This window comes from Streptomyces sp. NBC_00236, from assembly GCF_036195045.1.
Classification (GTDB): Bacteria; Actinomycetota; Actinomycetes; order Streptomycetales; family Streptomycetaceae; genus Streptomyces.
Window position 1 is genome coordinate 2,219,287 of record NZ_CP108100.1, and the last position, 15,379, is coordinate 2,234,665.

At 72.9% G+C, this 15,379-nt stretch carries 14 protein-coding genes and 1 pseudogene; 12 read left to right on the forward strand and 3 right to left on the reverse strand.

The features are described 5' to 3' along the window. The first annotated feature begins 107 nt into the window (after positions 1-107). From OG446_RS09825 to OG446_RS09875, 11 genes and pseudogenes are all read left to right on the forward strand, one after another. A complete protein-coding gene (locus OG446_RS09825; protein ID WP_328893658.1) occupies positions 108-1,517 on the forward strand; it encodes a condensation domain-containing protein in 1,410 nt (469 codons plus the stop codon). Then, positions 1,514-2,395: a diiron oxygenase gene (locus tag OG446_RS09830; protein ID WP_328893659.1), complete on the forward strand. Its 882-nt coding sequence runs from the start codon at positions 1,514-1,516 to the stop codon at positions 2,393-2,395. Before OG446_RS09825 ends, OG446_RS09830 begins: the two co-directional genes overlap by 4 nt. A 36-nt stretch (positions 2,396-2,431) precedes the next feature. After that, the gene (locus OG446_RS09835; RefSeq protein ID WP_328893660.1) at positions 2,432-3,292 is read left to right on the forward strand and encodes a hypothetical protein; all 861 of its coding nucleotides are present in this window, start codon (positions 2,432-2,434) and stop codon (positions 3,290-3,292) included. Beyond that, positions 3,279-4,295: an NAD(P)H-dependent flavin oxidoreductase gene (locus OG446_RS09840; RefSeq protein WP_328893661.1), complete on the forward strand. Its 1,017-nt coding sequence runs from the start codon at positions 3,279-3,281 to the stop codon at positions 4,293-4,295. The genes OG446_RS09835 and OG446_RS09840 overlap by 14 nt, the downstream gene beginning before the upstream one ends. Continuing rightward, positions 4,292-4,732: pseudogene (locus tag OG446_RS09845) on the forward strand (holo-ACP synthase); the annotation flags it as partial. The gene OG446_RS09840 and the pseudogene OG446_RS09845, both read left to right, overlap by 4 nt. 84 nt (positions 4,733-4,816) lie before the next feature. Then, positions 4,817-5,059, forward strand: coding sequence for an acyl carrier protein (locus tag OG446_RS09850; RefSeq protein ID WP_328898257.1), 243 nt, complete (start codon positions 4,817-4,819; stop codon positions 5,057-5,059). Next, the gene (locus OG446_RS09855; RefSeq protein WP_328893662.1) at positions 5,056-6,213 is read left to right on the forward strand and encodes a hypothetical protein; all 1,158 of its coding nucleotides are present in this window, start codon (positions 5,056-5,058) and stop codon (positions 6,211-6,213) included. Before OG446_RS09850 ends, OG446_RS09855 begins: the two co-directional genes overlap by 4 nt. A 56-nt stretch (positions 6,214-6,269) precedes the next feature. Beyond that, positions 6,270-7,013 (forward strand): class I SAM-dependent methyltransferase, encoded by a 744-nt coding sequence (locus tag OG446_RS09860; protein WP_328893663.1) that lies wholly within the window; start codon positions 6,270-6,272, stop codon positions 7,011-7,013. 113 nt (positions 7,014-7,126) lie between these two features. Then, positions 7,127-7,945 (forward strand): 3-hydroxybutyrate dehydrogenase, encoded by an 819-nt coding sequence (locus OG446_RS09865; RefSeq protein ID WP_328893664.1) that lies wholly within the window; start codon positions 7,127-7,129, stop codon positions 7,943-7,945. A 35-nt stretch (positions 7,946-7,980) separates the two neighbouring features. Beyond that, the gene (locus OG446_RS09870; RefSeq protein WP_328893665.1) at positions 7,981-9,960 is read left to right on the forward strand and encodes a helix-turn-helix domain-containing protein; all 1,980 of its coding nucleotides are present in this window, start codon (positions 7,981-7,983) and stop codon (positions 9,958-9,960) included. Positions 9,961-9,997: 37 nt separating this feature from the next. Next, positions 9,998-10,723 (forward strand): transporter substrate-binding domain-containing protein, encoded by a 726-nt coding sequence (locus OG446_RS09875; RefSeq protein ID WP_328893666.1) that lies wholly within the window; start codon positions 9,998-10,000, stop codon positions 10,721-10,723. A gap of 44 nt (positions 10,724-10,767) precedes the next feature. Here OG446_RS09875 and OG446_RS09880 read toward each other — a convergent pair whose 3' ends face one another. Continuing rightward, complete coding sequence (locus tag OG446_RS09880; RefSeq protein WP_328893667.1) at positions 10,768-11,001, reverse strand: ferredoxin; 234 nt, start codon at positions 10,999-11,001, stop codon at positions 10,768-10,770. After that, entirely contained in the window at positions 11,001-12,464 is a 1,464-nt protein-coding gene (locus OG446_RS09885) for an aldehyde dehydrogenase (protein WP_328893668.1), read from the reverse strand. The genes OG446_RS09880 and OG446_RS09885 overlap by 1 nt, the downstream gene beginning before the upstream one ends. A 254-nt stretch (positions 12,465-12,718) precedes the next feature. Between OG446_RS09885 and OG446_RS09890 the strand changes: the two genes are divergently transcribed. Continuing rightward, positions 12,719-13,762 carry an MBL fold metallo-hydrolase gene (locus tag OG446_RS09890; protein ID WP_328893669.1) on the forward strand — a complete coding sequence of 348 codons (1,044 nt, stop codon included), beginning with the start codon at positions 12,719-12,721 and terminating at the stop codon, positions 13,760-13,762. A 44-nt stretch (positions 13,763-13,806) separates the two neighbouring features. Here the strand turns inward: OG446_RS09890 and OG446_RS09895 are convergent, their stop codons facing one another. Beyond that, the gene (locus tag OG446_RS09895; RefSeq protein ID WP_328893670.1) at positions 13,807-15,315 is read right to left on the reverse strand and encodes a hypothetical protein; all 1,509 of its coding nucleotides are present in this window, start codon (positions 15,313-15,315) and stop codon (positions 13,807-13,809) included. Between the last annotated feature and the right edge of the window lie 64 nt (positions 15,316-15,379).

Consider the following 15,379-nt stretch of genomic DNA (forward strand, 5'->3'; position numbering starts at 1 on the left):
ACCCACGCCCTCGATCGCCGCGCCCCGCTCCGGCCTCACCCCCCGTCCGCCCCACCCGCTCCTGCCCTCATGCCGCCCGGGCAGAACCCTGCTGTGAGGTATCCGCCATGGCACACACCGGTGCCCGCACTGTGCCGTTCCTCGGGAAGAGAACCGCCGAGGGCCCCATGACCTGGGGACAACGCGCCATCTGGAAGTCGATCCGCTGGCTCGACGACGAAGCGCACTACTTCAACATCCGCCGCACAGCCACCGTCCCGCCCGGGCGCACCGTCGACCAGGTCACGGCGGCCCTGTCCACGCTGCTCTCCCGGCACGAGGCGCTGCGCACCCGTTTCCGTGAGACCACCGACGGGCGGTGGCTGCAGTGCGTGGCGGCCGAGGGCGAGCTCCCGTTCGACGTGCTCGACGCGCCCTCCGGGACGGCCGGCCAGGTCGCCGACGACGTGGCCGGCGAGCTGGCCGGGCGCACCTTCCGGCACGCCGAGGAGTTCCCCTTCCGCTGCACGCTCGTCCTCGACGACGGCCGTCCCGCACACCTCGCGCTGGTCTTCTCCCATCTGGGCGCCGACTTCTGGGGCGTGCGCGAACTGGAGCGCGAGCTGGGCGAGTTGCTGCTCGGCGACACGGCTGACGAACCCGACTGGCAGCCTCTGGACCAGGCTGCCTTCGAGACGGACGGGCCCGGTGCGGCACGCGGCGCGGCGGCGGTGACGTACTGGCGCAAGACGCTCGGCCGGGTGCCCGCCACCCTCTTTCCCTCGGTCGGGGACGAGGGGCGCCCGGAGCGCTTCGTACGGCTCGGCATGGACTCCCCGGCCACCGCCCTGGCGGCCACCGTGCTCGCCGACCGCTGCCAGGTCAGCACCGGCACCGTTCTTCTCGCCGCGACCGCGACGGTCCTGGGGGCCTACACCGGCCACACGACCGTGCCGCTTCAGCTGATCGCGGTCAACCGTCACGACGAGCGCAGCCGCCGGCTCGTCGCCGCCATGGCGGAGAACGCCCTGTTCTCGCTCGATGTCGGCGAGGGCACCTTCGACCGGGCCGTACGCAGCGCCTTCCTGTCCGGCATGAACGCCTACCGGCACGCCCACTACGACCCGCTGGCCGTCGACGAGGTCCTCGACGAGGCACGTGTCCAGAGCGCCGGCACCCTGAACCTCGGCCAGTTCTTCAACGACAAGCGCATGCACGACCGCTGGGAGCGGCCCCCGGTCACCGACGGCTCCGCGCACGCACTGGCGGCACTGGCCGCGAAGACCCGGATCTCGCACATCGGCTCATGGGAACGCCAGGACGCCACCTTCTTCCTGCACACGAAGTACGCCGCGGACACCTGCCTGCTGTACCTGATGGCCGACACCGACCTGATCCCCCGCCGGGATGTCGAACGCCTGCTGCTGGCCTTCGAGTCACTGCTCGTCGGGAGCGTCCCCGGCCCCCTCGCGCTGTCCGCGTTCCGGGCCTCGGCGCCCCGCACCACCGAACCGATCTCAGGAGACCACCAGCGATGACCGTCACCCCCGTCTGGGACGCCGACGTCGCGACCGCCGTCACACGGCTGACGGCGGCCGCGCAGGACGAGTACTACAACCCGTACCAGACCTTCGACTGGCCCGACCGCATCCCCGACGGCGCCCTGTGGATGAGCGAGGACCTGATCTCCGTACACGGCACGGCGGCCGCGGGGGAGCTCACCCGCGAGCAGTATCTGGCCCTGTCCAAGTGGGAGAGCATCAACTTCTACAGCCTCAACGTGCACGGTATCCGTGAGCTGATGCTGGAGGTCGTACGCCGCATCCACGCACCCGGCTACGAGATCCCCACCCCGTTCTTCCACCACTTCCTCGGCGAGGAGAACGAACACATGTGGTTCTTCGCCGAATTCTGCCTGCGCTACGGCGGACGGCTCTTCCCCGACCGGTCCATGGCCTTCCCCACCGACGGACACTCGGCACAGTTCGACAACTTCGTCGTCTTCAGCCGCATCCTGATCTTCGAGCAGATCGTCGACCACTTCAACAGCCGGATGGCCGCCGACAGCTCCCTTCCCGACACCATCCGCGCCATCAACCGCGTGCACCACCAGGACGAGTCCCGCCACATCGCGTTCGGCGCCCAGCTCGTACGGGCCCTGTGGGAGCGGTTGCTCGCCACGGACGACGAGCGGGAGATCGCCACGGCACGCCGGTACGTGGAGAAGTACATCGCCAGCTCCCTGCAGCAGCTCTACAGCGTGGACGCCTACCGTGACGCCGGCATTCCCGACCCCTTCGCCTTCCGCACCCGCGTCATCGGTGACCCGGCCCGCCCGGCGGCGCACGCCGCCATCGCCTCGCGCACGAACGCCTTCTACCGGCGCATCGGCGTCCTTCAGCCCGCCGCGGCCTGAACCCGCCTTCCCCGTTCCTGCCCGAAGGAGTTCACGATGACCCCGCACACGCTCGCCTCCCCCACGGCCGACGGCACGGTCACACTGCGCGATCCCGGCCCCGGGCTGGTCGTGCTCGACCCCGTCCGCGCCGCCCTGCTGCACGAACTCGACGCCCACTTCACGGAGCTCGCCCAGCAGCTGGCCGCACCCGCGGTCGTCGGACCACCGCTGCTGCCCGCCGAGGGCCTGTCCCGGCTCGACTACTTCCGCAACTTCCCCCACCTGGGCGTCAGCGCCGCCGGCTTTCCGCCGGAGTCGGTCGACCAGCTCGCGGAAGGGCAGGCCGTGGCGGACCAGCCGGTGCGGCCCACCGGCTACATGCTGCCCTCGGCCACCTGTTACGGCCTGCTGCTCTCACTCGCCGGACAGGAGGTGGGCGCCGAACTCCGGCTGACCGCCGTCGGCCGCTGCTTCCGCAACGAGGACCACTACGACGGACTGCGCCGCCTCTGGGGCTTCCACATGCGTGAGGTGCTCTACACGGGGAACGCCGATGGTGCCCGTGAACACCTCGCGGTTTCACGGGAGTTCATCGAGTCCCTGGCCGGCCGCCTCGGCGTGCGGTTGTCGTACGAGCCCGCCAACGACCCCTTCTACGACAAGAGCGGCTCGCGCGCCAGGCTCATGGCGCTCGACCCGGTCAAGTACGAGTTCCTCGCGAGCGACGGCACCGCCATCGCCTCCGTCAACCGGCACCGCAACTTCTTCGGCGAACGGCTCGGCATCACCGCCGGCGGCGAGGTCGCCCACAGCAGTTGCACCGCGTTCGGCGTCGAGCGCTGGGTCCACGCGATGATCCTGACGCACGGCAGCGCCGAAGCCGCCCTGGACCGGGTCCGCGATGTCCGCGCCTGACGTGCGGGCGGCCGTCGAACGCGGGGCGCGCGCCCTCGGTGTCGACTTCCCGCTCATCCAGGCGGGCATGGGCGGCATCGCCGGCCCCGCGCTCGCCGGCGCCGTCAGCGCGAGCGGGGCGCTGGGCACCGTCGCGCTCTACAAGAGCGATCCCGGTCAGGCCGCGGCCCTCGTCGAGGACACCGCCCGCCGTACCGACCGGACCTTCGGGGTCAACGTCATCCCCGAGGTCGCGGGCGGGCTGCTGGCCGGCCAGGTCGCCGCCGTCCTGCACCGGGCCGACCGGCGGATCACCGTCAACAGTTACGGTCTGCCGCCGCAGCGGACGGCCACGGCCGTGACCGAGGCGGGGCACCGGCTCCTCGTCCAGGTCGGCAGCGCCTCCGACGCCTCGGCCGCGGCCGGTCTCGGCGCCGACGCCGTGGTGCTCCAGGGGGTCGAGGCCGGTGGCCATCACCTGGGCACGGAGCCCCTGCGCGACCTCCTGGCGCGGCACGGCCTGGACATCCCGGTGTTCGCGGCGGGTGCGGTCTCCTGCGGTGCGGATCTGTTCGACGCCGTGCGCGGCGGCGCGTCCGGGGCCTCGTGCGGCACGCTCTTCGTGGCCACCGAGGAGTCCACCGCTCATCCCGAATACCAGCAGGCCCTGCTCCGGGCCCGGCCCGCGGACACCGTCGTCACCGACCGGTACGCGATCGGCTGGCCCGGGCGCCCGCACCGGGTGCTGCGCGGACCGGTCACCGACTCCCCCGAGCCCCTGCCCGCCACACTGATCGCCTGGACCACCGTCATGGGAGACCGGCGGCCGGTCCCGCGCGGCTCCGCCGCCGCCCCCACCGTGGAGGCGACCGGCCGCATCGCGGAGATGGCCCAGTACGCCGGGCTCGGCTGCGGCGCGGTGACCCGCCGCGAGCCGGCGGCCACCGTGATCGCCCGGCTGCGCGCCGAGTTCGCGGAGGCCCTCGCGGCGGCTGTCACCCCACCCGCCCCGGCCGGACGATGACCGCCCACCGCCCGGCCCCCCACTCCCTCCGGGCGGCGATCGGCCGGCTGCTCGGTCCCGGCGTCGCGGAGCGGAGCGGCCCGGACGGTGTCCGCCTCGGCATCGACCTGGTGCACGTCCCCCGGATCGCGGCACTGATGGCTCGGCACGGCGAGCGCTGGCTGGCCGACCACTTCACCGAGCGCGAGCGCGACCAGCTGGCCGTGGTCCGCGGGACACCGACGGCCACGGTCGCCGGGCGGATCGCGGCCAAGGAGTCCTTCATCAAAGTCCTCGCACCGACCGGGCAGTTGGTGCTCACCCGGGACATCGAGGTGCTGCGCGGCCCCGGCGGCGCCCCGCTCGTCCACCCACGCGGCTCGGCCCTGCGGCAGCTACGCGCGCACGGCATCGACCGATGGACCGTCAGCATCACGCACGAGGGCGAGTGGGCCCTCGCCGTGGCCGCGGGCTGCCACCCGACGCCCTCCCCCGCACCCCTGTCAGCACCACCGCAACCAGCATCGGAATCAGGAGTACTCATGGAACGCATCGCCGCATGGATCCAGTCCAAGAACCCCGAGCTCGACCGCCCGGTCACCCCACAGGAGGACCTCATCGAGGGCCGTCTGATCGACTCCCTCGACTTCCTGGAGTTCATCTACCTCCTGGAGGACGTGTCCGGCACCACGATCGACCTCCAGGAGGTCAGCGTGGACGACTTCCGCTCCCTGGACCGGATCCGCGAACGCTTCCTCGGGCACCCGGCCCCGGCCACCCCGTGAGCACCGTCCGCTTCGGCAGCTGCGACGCCGAGCACCGGTGGAGGCCCCCCGGGCTGGTGGCGCTGCCCGCAGTGCGCGACCGGCACGCGGAGCAGTTGCTGCGCGCCATGGACGAGCTCCAGGCCGTGCTCTGCGCGCCCGGTGACGTACTCCTGACGAGCCGTCGGCCCGTGCCGGCGTTCACCGACCTGATGCGGGCCGCGGGGTTCGCGGGGCAGCATCTGGCGGTCCCCGGTGACCCGGACCGCCCCGTCGAGGAACGCCTCGCGTCCCTCGGCCTGCCCGGCCTGGCCGGGGCACGGCCCGCCCCGTACGCGGTCCTGCCCGGCACCCACGCGGCGGCGAAGGCACTGGGCCTGGCCGGCGAGCTGCCCGACCCGGAAGCCGTTCGGCTGGTCAACTCCAAGACCTGGTCCACCCGCCTGGGACTGCCCGGCAGCGGCACGGTGGTCACCTCACCGGAGGAGCTGCGCGCCGCCGCCGTCGCGCCGTGTGTGGTCAAGGACCCCTATGGCGTCTCAGGACAGGGAAACATCGTCGTCGACGCCCCCGGCCGGCTGGCCCTGATCGAACGGCACCTCGCCCGGACACCAGGACGCGTCGAACTGATCGTGCAGCCGCTGTACACCCGGGCCGACGACTTCGCCGCCCACCTCACCGTCGACAGTGCGGATCACGTCACCTGGCACGGCATCCGGCAGATCCACAACGAGGGCCACGCCTACCGCGGTTCCTCGGCCCCTGCCCCCGGGCTGCTGCGCCGCCTGGACCGGGCCGGGTACCGCGCGACGGTGGAGGCGGTCGCGGCCGAGGCCGCCGCCGCCGGATACCGCGGCCCGTTGTCCGTGGACTCCATGACGACGGCTTCGGGCGAGCTGATCCCGGTCCTGGAGGTCAACGCGCGCCTCTCCCCCGGCATGATCGCCCAGCTCCTCGGCGCTCGGCTGCACCTGCGCACCGTACCTTTGCGCGACACCGGCTCCTTCGAGCGGCTGGTGCATCTGCTCGACGAGGAGGGACTGCTGGTTCAGGACGGCCGCGGGGTCCTGCCCCTGGCCGCGGGAACGCTCGCACCGCCCCGGGGCTGGCTCTTCTATGCGGTCCTCGGTGACATCGCCCCCGATCTGGACGCCGTACTGCACGCGCTGGCCTGATCCCCCTTCCCACCCGAACCCCCACGCCCGTGCCCTGTGCCCGGCAAGGAGAAACCATGGCAGGCAGTTCCTACGACGCCCAGGCGGCCGCCGACTACCGGGCCGCCCGCGAGATCCCCCTGGAGGGGCTCACGGCCTGGCGGCAGGCCATCGCCGAGACGCTCCGGCCGCGGCCCGGCATGACCGTCCTCGACGTCGGCGCCGGCACCGGCGGTTTCGCCACGGCCTTCCGTGACTGGTTCGGTGTGCGGGTGCTGGCCATCGAACCGGCCGCCGCGATGCGCGCGCTCATCACCACCGGCGACGGGATCGAGGCGCTCGACGGACGTGCCGAGGGACTGCCCGTGCCCGACGCGAGCGCGGACGCCGCCTGGCTGGGTTCCGTCATCCACCATCTGTCCGACCTGGATGCGGCCGCCCGGGAACTGCGCCGCGCTCTCAGGCCCGGCGCCCCGGTGCTCATCCGGAACGCGTTCCCGGGCCGCTGCGATCGCGACCTGCGTGTCCGCTTCTTCCCGGAGACGGCTGAGGGCATCGACGCGTACCCCGGCGTCGACACGGTCGTCGCGGCCTTCGCCGCCGCCGGCTTCGCACGCACGGTGCTGCTGCGGTCCCTGCCCCAGCAGTCCGCCCCCACACTCACCGAGTACGCCGGACGCCTGCGCCGCGACGCCGACTCGAAACTGCGCGCACTGCCCGACGACGTCTACGCCCAAGGCCTCGCCCGCCTGCGCAGCGCCGCGGCGCGGTCTCCCCAGGAGCCCGCCACCAGCTGGATGGACCTGCTGGTCCTGGTATGACCTGACGCCCGGGGCCGGGGCACGCACCACGTACGCCGCCACCATGCCGGGGCGGGAGGGTGTGTGCACCGGCGCCATGTGACACGGGCCGCCGCGTACCTACGGTGACGGCCATGGAGACTTCCCGCAGACCGGATCACGAGCCCGCCGCCCCTTCCCCCGGCGGATCACCGCAGGTACCCGCAGCACCGCTGCTGGCCGGGCGCACCGCGCTGGTCACCGGTGCGGCGAGCGGTATCGGGCGGGCCTGTGCGCAGGCGCTGGCCTCGGCGGGAGCGCATGTGCACGTGGTGGACCGGTCGGGCGAGGCGGCGAAGGGCCTTGCGGAGGAGATCGGCGGGACGGCCTGGGTGGTGGACCTGTCCGACCCCGCGGTCGTCGACACACTCCCGGCCGACGCGGACGTCGTGGTCAACAACGCGGGGATCCAGCACGTCGCACCCGTCCACGAGTTCCCGCCGGACCGGTTCGCGCTGATCCAGCGCGTGATGGTGGAGACCCCGTTCCGCATCTTGCGCCGGACCCTGCCGGGCATGTACGAACGCGGCTGGGGGCGCGTGGTCAACATCTCGTCGGTGCACGGGCTGCGCGCGAGTCCCTACAAGTCGGCCTATGTCACGGCCAAGCACGCGTTGGAGGGGCTGAGCAAGGTGGTGGCGCTCGAAGCGGCGGAGTACGGGGTGACGAGCAACTGCGTCAGCCCCGGCTACGTACGCACTCCCCTGGTCGAGAACCAGATCGCCGACCAGGCACGGACGCACGGCATCTCGGAGGCGGACGTGGTGGGGCGGGTGATGCTGGAGCGCAGCGCGATCAAGCGGCTGATCGAGCCGGCGGACGTCGCCGAGGCGGTCCTGTGGCTGTGCGGGCCGCGGACCGGCCACATCACGGGCACCTCGCTCTCCATGGACGGCGGCTGGACCGCCAACTGACCGGCCCGCACCACCCCCTACGAACGCTGGACGCCATGCCTGAACCGCTCCCCTCCGCCGCGCCCCACCTCCGGCGCCTGTTCGACCTGCTGGCCGACGACGCGCCCGCGGAGGCGCTGGGGGCGGTCTCCTCGCAGGCGCGGGGGGACGGTGTGCCCGCCGAGGAGCTCGCCGAGGTGGAGCGGGCCACGGCCACCGCGCTGCGGATCAGGGGCGCCCTGCGGCAGCACCGGCGTCGCGAGCTCCAGCTCACCGCGCTGTTCGACACGGCGGGCGACCTGGCGGCCTCCCGGGATCTGGACGACGTGCTGAAGGCGATCGTGCGGCGGGCCAGGATGCTGCTGGGCACGGACACGGCCTATCTGACGCTTCCGGACGAGGAGGCGGGCGACACCTACATGCGGGTCACCGACGGGTCGGTGTCGGTCCTCTTCCAGCGGCTGCGCCTGGAACTCGGCGAGGGGCTTGGCGGTCTGGTGGCACAGACCGCGAGCCCGTACGCGACGCCGGACTACCCCGCCGACGAGCGCTTCCACCACACCCGCAACATCAACGCCGGGGTCCTGGACGAGGGCCTGGTCGCCATCCTGGGCGTTCCCCTGCTGCTCGGTTCCAGCCGGGGCGGTACGGGAAAGGTGATCGGCGTCCTCTTCGCGGCCGACCGCGCGCCCCGGGTCTTCAGCCCCGACGAGGTCGCCCTGCTCTGTTCACTGGCCGCGCACGCCGCCATCGCCATCGACACGGCCCGCGCGCTCGCCGACACCACCGCGGCCCTGGCCGAACTGGCGGAGGCGAACGCGGAGCTGGCCGAGGCCAACGCCGCCGTACGGGCGCACTCGGCGGCCATGCGGCGGGCCGAGGAGTCGCACGACCGGCTGACGGACCTGGTGCTGCGCGGCCGGGACGTGAAGGACGTCGCGGCGGCCGTCGCCGGACTGCTCGACTCCCCGCTGACCATCCACGACCCGGGCGGCCGCCCGCTGGCCGCGGTGCGCCCGGACGGGAGCGGCTTCGCCGCCGACAGCATGGATGCCGGGTGGCTGGCGGAGGCGGCCGAGGAGTCCCGTACGGGGGCGCGTGCCGTGCACCGCGACGGGCGGGTGGTCTGCGCGGTGCTCGCCGGGCAGGAGCTGCTGGCCGGCCTGGTCCTGCACCGGGGCCGGGCGCTGGACGACTCCGACCGCAGACTCTTCGAACGCTCGGCGGTGGTCACGGGTCTGCTCCTGCTGCTGCGGCGCACGGTGGCCGAGACGGAGAACCGGATCCGGGGCGAGCTGATCGCCGACCTGCTGACGGACACCGGCCGCGACCCGGCGGGGCTGGCCGAGCGCGGCCGCCGCCTGGGCATCGACCTGGACCGCCCGCATCTGCTGCTGGTGGCGGAGACCGGGGCGCGGGAACGGCTGGCCCCGGCCGCCATGCGCTATCTGTTCGGCGGGGACATCCAGGGGGTGAGCGCCGAACACGCGGGCACGGTGGTGCTGTTGGTCGAGGACGACGGCACGGCCGCGGGCCGTGCGGCCCGCTCGGCGGCGGCCCAGCTGAGCCAGCTGGCGCAGTCCCCGGTCACCGTGGCCGCCGCCGGGCCGGCCGGGGGACCCCGGGAGCTGGCGGCGGCGTACGGCGAGGCGGCACGGTGCCTGCGGGCGATGCGGGTGCTGGGGCGTACGGGCGAGGGCGCGTGCGTGGAGGAACTCGGCTTCCTGGGCGTGGTCCTGGGCAACGCCCAGGACGTGGACGGCTTCGTGACGGCGGCACTGGGTCCGCTGCTGGAGTACGACGCGCAGCGCGGCACACATCTGGTGCGGACGCTGGGCGCGTACTTCGCCGCGGGCGGCAGCCTGATCCGGGCCAAGGACGAGCTGCACGTGCACGTGAACACGGTGGTGCAGCGCCTCGACCGGATCCAGGTGCTGCTGGGCCGGGACTGGAACGAACCGGACCGGGCGCTGGAGCTGCAACTGGCGCTGCGGCTTCATCTGTTGTCGGGCGCACGGCCTGCCGGCACCCGCTGAAGGCTGCCCGCGCGGCGGGTGTCCTACACTCCGCCCCATGAAGATCGCTACCGCCTCCGTCATCGCGGACCTGGCACCGTCGGGCGTGCTGAGGGCCTCGGTCAACCTCGGGAACCCGGTGCTGGCGCAGGGCACACCCGCCGACCCGGCCGGGGTCACGGTCGACCTCGCACGGGAGATCGGCGCACGTCTGGGCGTGCCGGTGGAGCTCCTCTGCTTCGACGCGGCCCGCAAGTCGTACGAGGCGATGGCCACCGGCCGGGCCGACATCTGCTTCCTGGCGATCGATCCGGCGCGGGAGGCCGAGGTCGCCTTCACCGCCCCCTACGTGCTGATCGAGGGCGTGTACGCCGTGCCGGCCGGCTCGGAACTCGTCTCCGTCACCGATGTCGACCGGCAGGGCGTCCGGATCGGGGTGAAGCAGGGCTCCGCTTACGACCTGTTCCTGACCCGCACCCTCCGGCACGCGTCGGTGGTGCGGGGCACGGAGGGCGTCGACGTCTTCCGCCAGCAGGGCCTGGAGGCAGCGGCCGGCATCCGGCAGCCGATGACGGAGTTCGTCGCGGCCGATCCGGACGGGGTGCGGCTGATCGAGGACAGGTTCATGGAGATCCGGCAGGCGGTGGGAACGACCCGGAGCCGGACGCCCGAGACGGTGGACTTCCTGCGGGACGTGATCGAGGAGCTGAAGGCCACGGGTTTCGTGGCCGAAGCGCTGTGCCGCTCGCACCGGTCCGGTTCCCTGGTGGCCCCGCCCGCCTGACGGGCGGGGGTCCGGCCCCTCAGTCGCGTCCCGCCCCGGCCCCCTCAGTCCTCCGGCGGGAACACCACCTCACCGGAGTCGGCCAGCGCGACCGTGATGGCCTCGACCGGGCAGCCCTCGGCGGCGGCGAGGATCCGCTCGTTGGCGTCGGTCTCCGGGTCGACGGGGTGGGACTGCCGGGCGGTGTCCAGCCGGAACCCGTCCGGCGCGAGGTTCACGCACATCCCCGACCCGATGCAGACGCCCCGGTCGACCTCGACGCTCCACCGGTCGCCCATCAGGCCTCGCTCCCGTACCCGGCGGGCAGGTGGATCATCTTGTGCTCGAAGTACTCCCCGTACCCCTCGGGCCCGAACTCCCGGCCCAGGCCGGAGTTCTTGTAGCCGCCGAACGGGCCGAGCATGTCGAGGCTGAAGGTGTTCACGCTGTACGTGCCGGTCCTGACCCGGCGGGCGATGTCGATGCCGCGCTCGGTGTCGGCGGTCCAGACGCTGCCGCTGAGGCCGTACTCGGAGTCGTTGGCGATCTTCACGGCCTCGTCCTCGTCGCCGTAAGGCAGCAGGCAGATGACCGGGCCGAAGATCTCCTCGCGGGCCACGCGCATGGAGTTGTCGACGTCGCCGAAGAGCGTCGGCTCGACGTACCAGCCGCGCTCCTGGGATGCGGGGCGGCCTCCGCCCGTGAGGACCTTCGCGCCCTCCTCCTGCCCGATCCGGATGTAGTCGAGGGAGCGCTGCTGCTGGCGCTGCGCGACGAGCGGGCCCAGTTCGGTGGCGGGGTCGAGCGGGTCGCCGATCTTCAGCGCGCCGGCGGCGGCGGCGAAGGCCTCGGCGGTCTCCTCGTAGCGGGAGCGCGGGACGAGGATCCGGGTCTGGGCCACACAGGCCTGGCCGTTGATCATCCAGGCGAAGGGCACGATGCCGGCGACGGCGGCGTTCAGGTCGGCGTCGGGGAGGATCACGGCGGCGGACTTCCCGCCGAGTTCCAGGGTGACGCGGGTGAGGTTGCGCGAGGCGACCTCCATGACGCGCCGGCCGGCGGCGACGGATCCGGTGAAGGAGACCTTGTCGACGCCCGGGTGCGCGACGAGGTACTCGCTCACCTCGCGGTCGGCGGGCAGGATCGACAGCACGCCCTCGGGCAGCCCGGCCTCGGTGACGATCTCGGCCAGGATGTAGGCGTCGAGCGGTGATTCGGGCGAGACCTTGAGGACGGCCGAGCATCCGGCGAGCAGTGCGGGCGCGAGCTTGGCGGCGGCGGTGAACTGGGGCACGTTCCACGGCACGACGGCCGCGACGACCCCGACCGGCTCCCGCCGCACGAGCAGCGGCCCGAGCGCCCCGTCGCGCCGTTCCTCGTACGGGAAGGTGCGCGCGACGGTGATCGCCGCGTCCCACACCATCATCGCGGCGAGGGCCTGCACCATGACACTGGAGGTGTACGGGGTGCCGTTCTCCGAGCTGATGACCCGGGCGATCTCCTCGTACCGTACGGCGAACGCGTCCTTGATCCTCGTGACGACGGCGATGCGCTCGTCCAGCGACATCCGCGGCCAGGGCCCCTGGTCGAACGCCTGCCTGGCGGCGGCGACGGCCCGGTCCACGTCCCCCTCGGCGGCATGCGGCACGCGGCCGATGACCTGCTCGGTGTGCGGGGAGATGACCTCGATGACATCCCGTCCGAGCGGATCCACCAACTCCCCGCCGATGAACAGTTTTCCGTGTTCGACAAGCTCGCTCATGGCTGCTGCCTCCCGCGACGCGGCACGTGACCCGACCGATTGACTGATCCCACATCTGACTTGATGTCAGAACTGATACCAGTTCCAGTTCCAGTAGTCCACGGCTGGGGCAGCACCCGCCGCGCGGGCCGGGCAGCATAGGAAGAGCAGATGGTCGACCGGGGCTACCACTGGAACAAGTTCTCGTTACAGTGGACACGGCGCGTCGTGGCCGTACCCGCACGCCGCCCCGGCCGATCGGAGATGGGGAGCTCATGACGCAGGTGATCAACCACGGTGGAGGCGTCCACAGCATCAAGGTCCCCATCCCGGACAACCCGTTGGGCCACACCCTGGTCCATCTGCTCGACACGGACCGCGGCCCCGTCCTGATCGACACGGGCTGGGACGACCCGGAGGCCTGGGACACCCTGACCGCGGGGCTCGCCACCGTGGGCGTGGGCATCGCCGACATCCACGGCGTGGTCATCACGCACCACCACCCCGACCACCACGGCCTCTCCGGTCAGGTCCGCGAGGCGTCCGGGGCCTGGATCGCGATGCACGCCGCCGACACGGCGATCGTCCGCCGCACCCGGGAGTCGGAACCGGGCACCTGGCTCGCCTACCTGGCGGCGAAGCTGGCGACGGTCGGCGCGCCCGAGGACCACATCGCCCCGCTGCTGGCCGCCCGCGAGAAGGGCGGCCGCATGCGCACCCTGCCCGGGCTGCGGGCGGCGATCCCGGACCGCGAGATCGTGCCGGGCGAACTCCTCGACCTGGCGGGCCGCACCCTGCGGGCGATCTGGACCCCGGGCCACACCCCCGGCCATGTCTGCCTGCACCTGGAGGAGGACCACCCGGCCAACCTCCCCGGCCGCGGCCGCCTCTTCTCCGGCGACCACCTGCTCCCCGGCATCAGCCCGCACGTGGGGCTGTACGAGGACCCGGACGACGCCACGGCCGCCACGGACCCGCTGGGCGACTACCTCGACTCACTGGAGCGCATCGGCCGCCTCGGTGTCGCCGAGGTCCTCCCGGCCCACCAGTACGCGTTCGCGGACGCGGCAGGCCGCGTGCGGGAACTCCTGGACCACCACGAGGAGCGCCTGACGGGCCTCCTCGCCCTGCTCGCCGAACCGCTCACGCCGTGGCAGCTGGCCGAGCGGATGGAGTGGAACCGGCCCTGGGAACAGATCCCCTACGGGTCCCGGAACATCGCCGTCTCGGAGGCCGAGTCGCACCTGCGCCGGCTGGTGAAGCTGGGCCGCGCCGAGGCGCTGGCGGGGAGTGAACCGGTGACGTACGTGGCGGTGTGAGGGAGGCGGCGCCGGCCGGGGTCACACCGCGGCGCCGGCCGGGGTCACACCGCGGCGCCGGCGCCCTCGCGCGGGCCGGGCGGGGCGGCCTCCGGGGCCCGGTCTGCCGGAAGCACGGCGGGACGGGCGTCCGGATCACCGGCCGCCGCGCGGCGGCGCGCCGCGCAGGCGGTCGCGACGAGTGCGAGCGCGACCGTACCGGCGAGCGCGGGCCAGTACACGTAACGGTAGTTGGACTCGGGAGCCGTCGGCAGGTAGGCGAGGATGTACAGGAGGGAACTGGCCCCGAGAAGCCGCAGCTCCCGGGCGTGGGGGCCGGCCCACCTGCGGCGCAGCACGAGCACCAGCGAGACGGCCAGCCAGAACCAGCCCTGGAAGAGCATCGGCAGGTCGCGGGCGGCCCCGGTCACGTAGTTCCGCAGGGCGAAGCGCAGCGTGTCGTTCAGCGGTTGCTCGCGCACCTCGGGGTGCAGCCGGGCGCCCGCGTTGACATGGGTGCCGTTCCAGAAGGTCTGGTTGCTCTGGAAGAGCAGCTTGGTGAAGACCCGGGTCCGGTACTCCGCGTAGCCCTTCCAGTGCTTCGGCATCTGCTGCGTCCACATCCGGACGACGACGTCGGCGCGCCGGTCCAGATACGTCACGTCGAACGGCCGGCTCTGCGGGAAGCACTGCAAGTAGCCGTCGGAGGTGATGCCGCGCTTCTGGCAGGTGCTGGCGGCGGTGACCAGCCGGTCACGGAGGTCCGCGTCCGCTCCGGCCCGTTCGGCGGCGGAGCGCACCTGGTCCGGGGTGAGGACGTGGATGAGGTCGTCCACCGGGATCACCGCGTACACGCGGGTGGTCAACGGATCGGTCGCCGCGTTCACCGCGGCACTGCCGGCCGTCAGTGCCGCGAGGAACACACCGGTCGCGGCCAGCCAGCGGCGCCTGCCCGGGGCCGGCCATGCCGCGAGGACCAGCAGGGCGAAGACGGGGATCGTGGCGGGGATGCCGTTCTTGCGGACCAGGGCGGCGTACGTGAGGAACAGCAGGCCCAGCACCAGCAGGGCCCAGCGGCTCCTCACCCGGTCCCGGGGCAGCTCGCGCACGGTGAGCGCGATCGCGAAGACGGCCAGCAGCGCGTACGCCAGGTGCACGTCCTTCCACACCACGCCGGTGAGGTTCATGATGTGCGGCGCGAAGCCGACGGCCAGTACCGCGAGGGAGAGCCCGCGACTGCCGGTGCTTCTCCACACCAGCCGGGCGAGGACCCACAGCGTCCCCCACAGCACGGCGGCCTGCGCGGCGGCCATGACCGAGAAGTCACCCGTGATCCCCATGAGGACGCGCCACGCGAGCGCCATCACCGGAGGGTGCCAGTCGTTCACCGGCTCGTCCCCCAGCGCCTGCCACAGCTGGGTGTTGCTGTCCGCGCTGAGGTAGCCGGGGTGGAAGACGGTCGCCACGGCGTATCCGCAGGCCGCTGCGACGGCCGCCAGGCACCAGGGCCACAGCGTGCCGTCCTTCCAGGCTCCGCGCAGCACGACGGTCCACCGGCGGTCAGTTCCGGGCATGCGGGCGGGGCCCTCCCAGTCGATGATGACGGGTCGCGACGTCGATGGGCTGCGAGCCGGAAGG

Bases quoted from the DNA above. Each gene is read 5' to 3' on its own strand.
- OG446_RS09825 (WP_328893658.1), top strand. From the start codon at position 108: ATGGCACACACCGGTGCCCGCACTGTGCCGTTCCTCGGGAAGAGAACC.
- OG446_RS09830 (WP_328893659.1), top strand. From the start codon at position 1,514: ATGACCGTCACCCCCGTCTGGGACGCCGACGTCGCGACCGCCGTCACA.
- OG446_RS09835 (WP_328893660.1), top strand. From the start codon at position 2,432: ATGACCCCGCACACGCTCGCCTCCCCCACGGCCGACGGCACGGTCACA.
- OG446_RS09840 (WP_328893661.1), top strand. From the start codon at position 3,279: ATGTCCGCGCCTGACGTGCGGGCGGCCGTCGAACGCGGGGCGCGCGCC.
- OG446_RS09850 (WP_328898257.1), top strand. From the start codon at position 4,817: ATGGAACGCATCGCCGCATGGATCCAGTCCAAGAACCCCGAGCTCGAC.
- OG446_RS09860 (WP_328893663.1), top strand. From the start codon at position 6,270: ATGGCAGGCAGTTCCTACGACGCCCAGGCGGCCGCCGACTACCGGGCC.
- OG446_RS09865 (WP_328893664.1), top strand. From the start codon at position 7,127: ATGGAGACTTCCCGCAGACCGGATCACGAGCCCGCCGCCCCTTCCCCC.
- OG446_RS09870 (WP_328893665.1), top strand. From the start codon at position 7,981: ATGCCTGAACCGCTCCCCTCCGCCGCGCCCCACCTCCGGCGCCTGTTC.
- OG446_RS09875 (WP_328893666.1), top strand. From the start codon at position 9,998: ATGAAGATCGCTACCGCCTCCGTCATCGCGGACCTGGCACCGTCGGGC.
- OG446_RS09880 (WP_328893667.1), bottom strand. From the start codon at position 11,001: ATGGGCGACCGGTGGAGCGTCGAGGTCGACCGGGGCGTCTGCATCGGG.
- OG446_RS09885 (WP_328893668.1), bottom strand. From the start codon at position 12,464: ATGAGCGAGCTTGTCGAACACGGAAAACTGTTCATCGGCGGGGAGTTG.
- OG446_RS09890 (WP_328893669.1), top strand. From the start codon at position 12,719: ATGACGCAGGTGATCAACCACGGTGGAGGCGTCCACAGCATCAAGGTC.
- OG446_RS09895 (WP_328893670.1), bottom strand. From the start codon at position 15,315: ATGCCCGGAACTGACCGCCGGTGGACCGTCGTGCTGCGCGGAGCCTGG.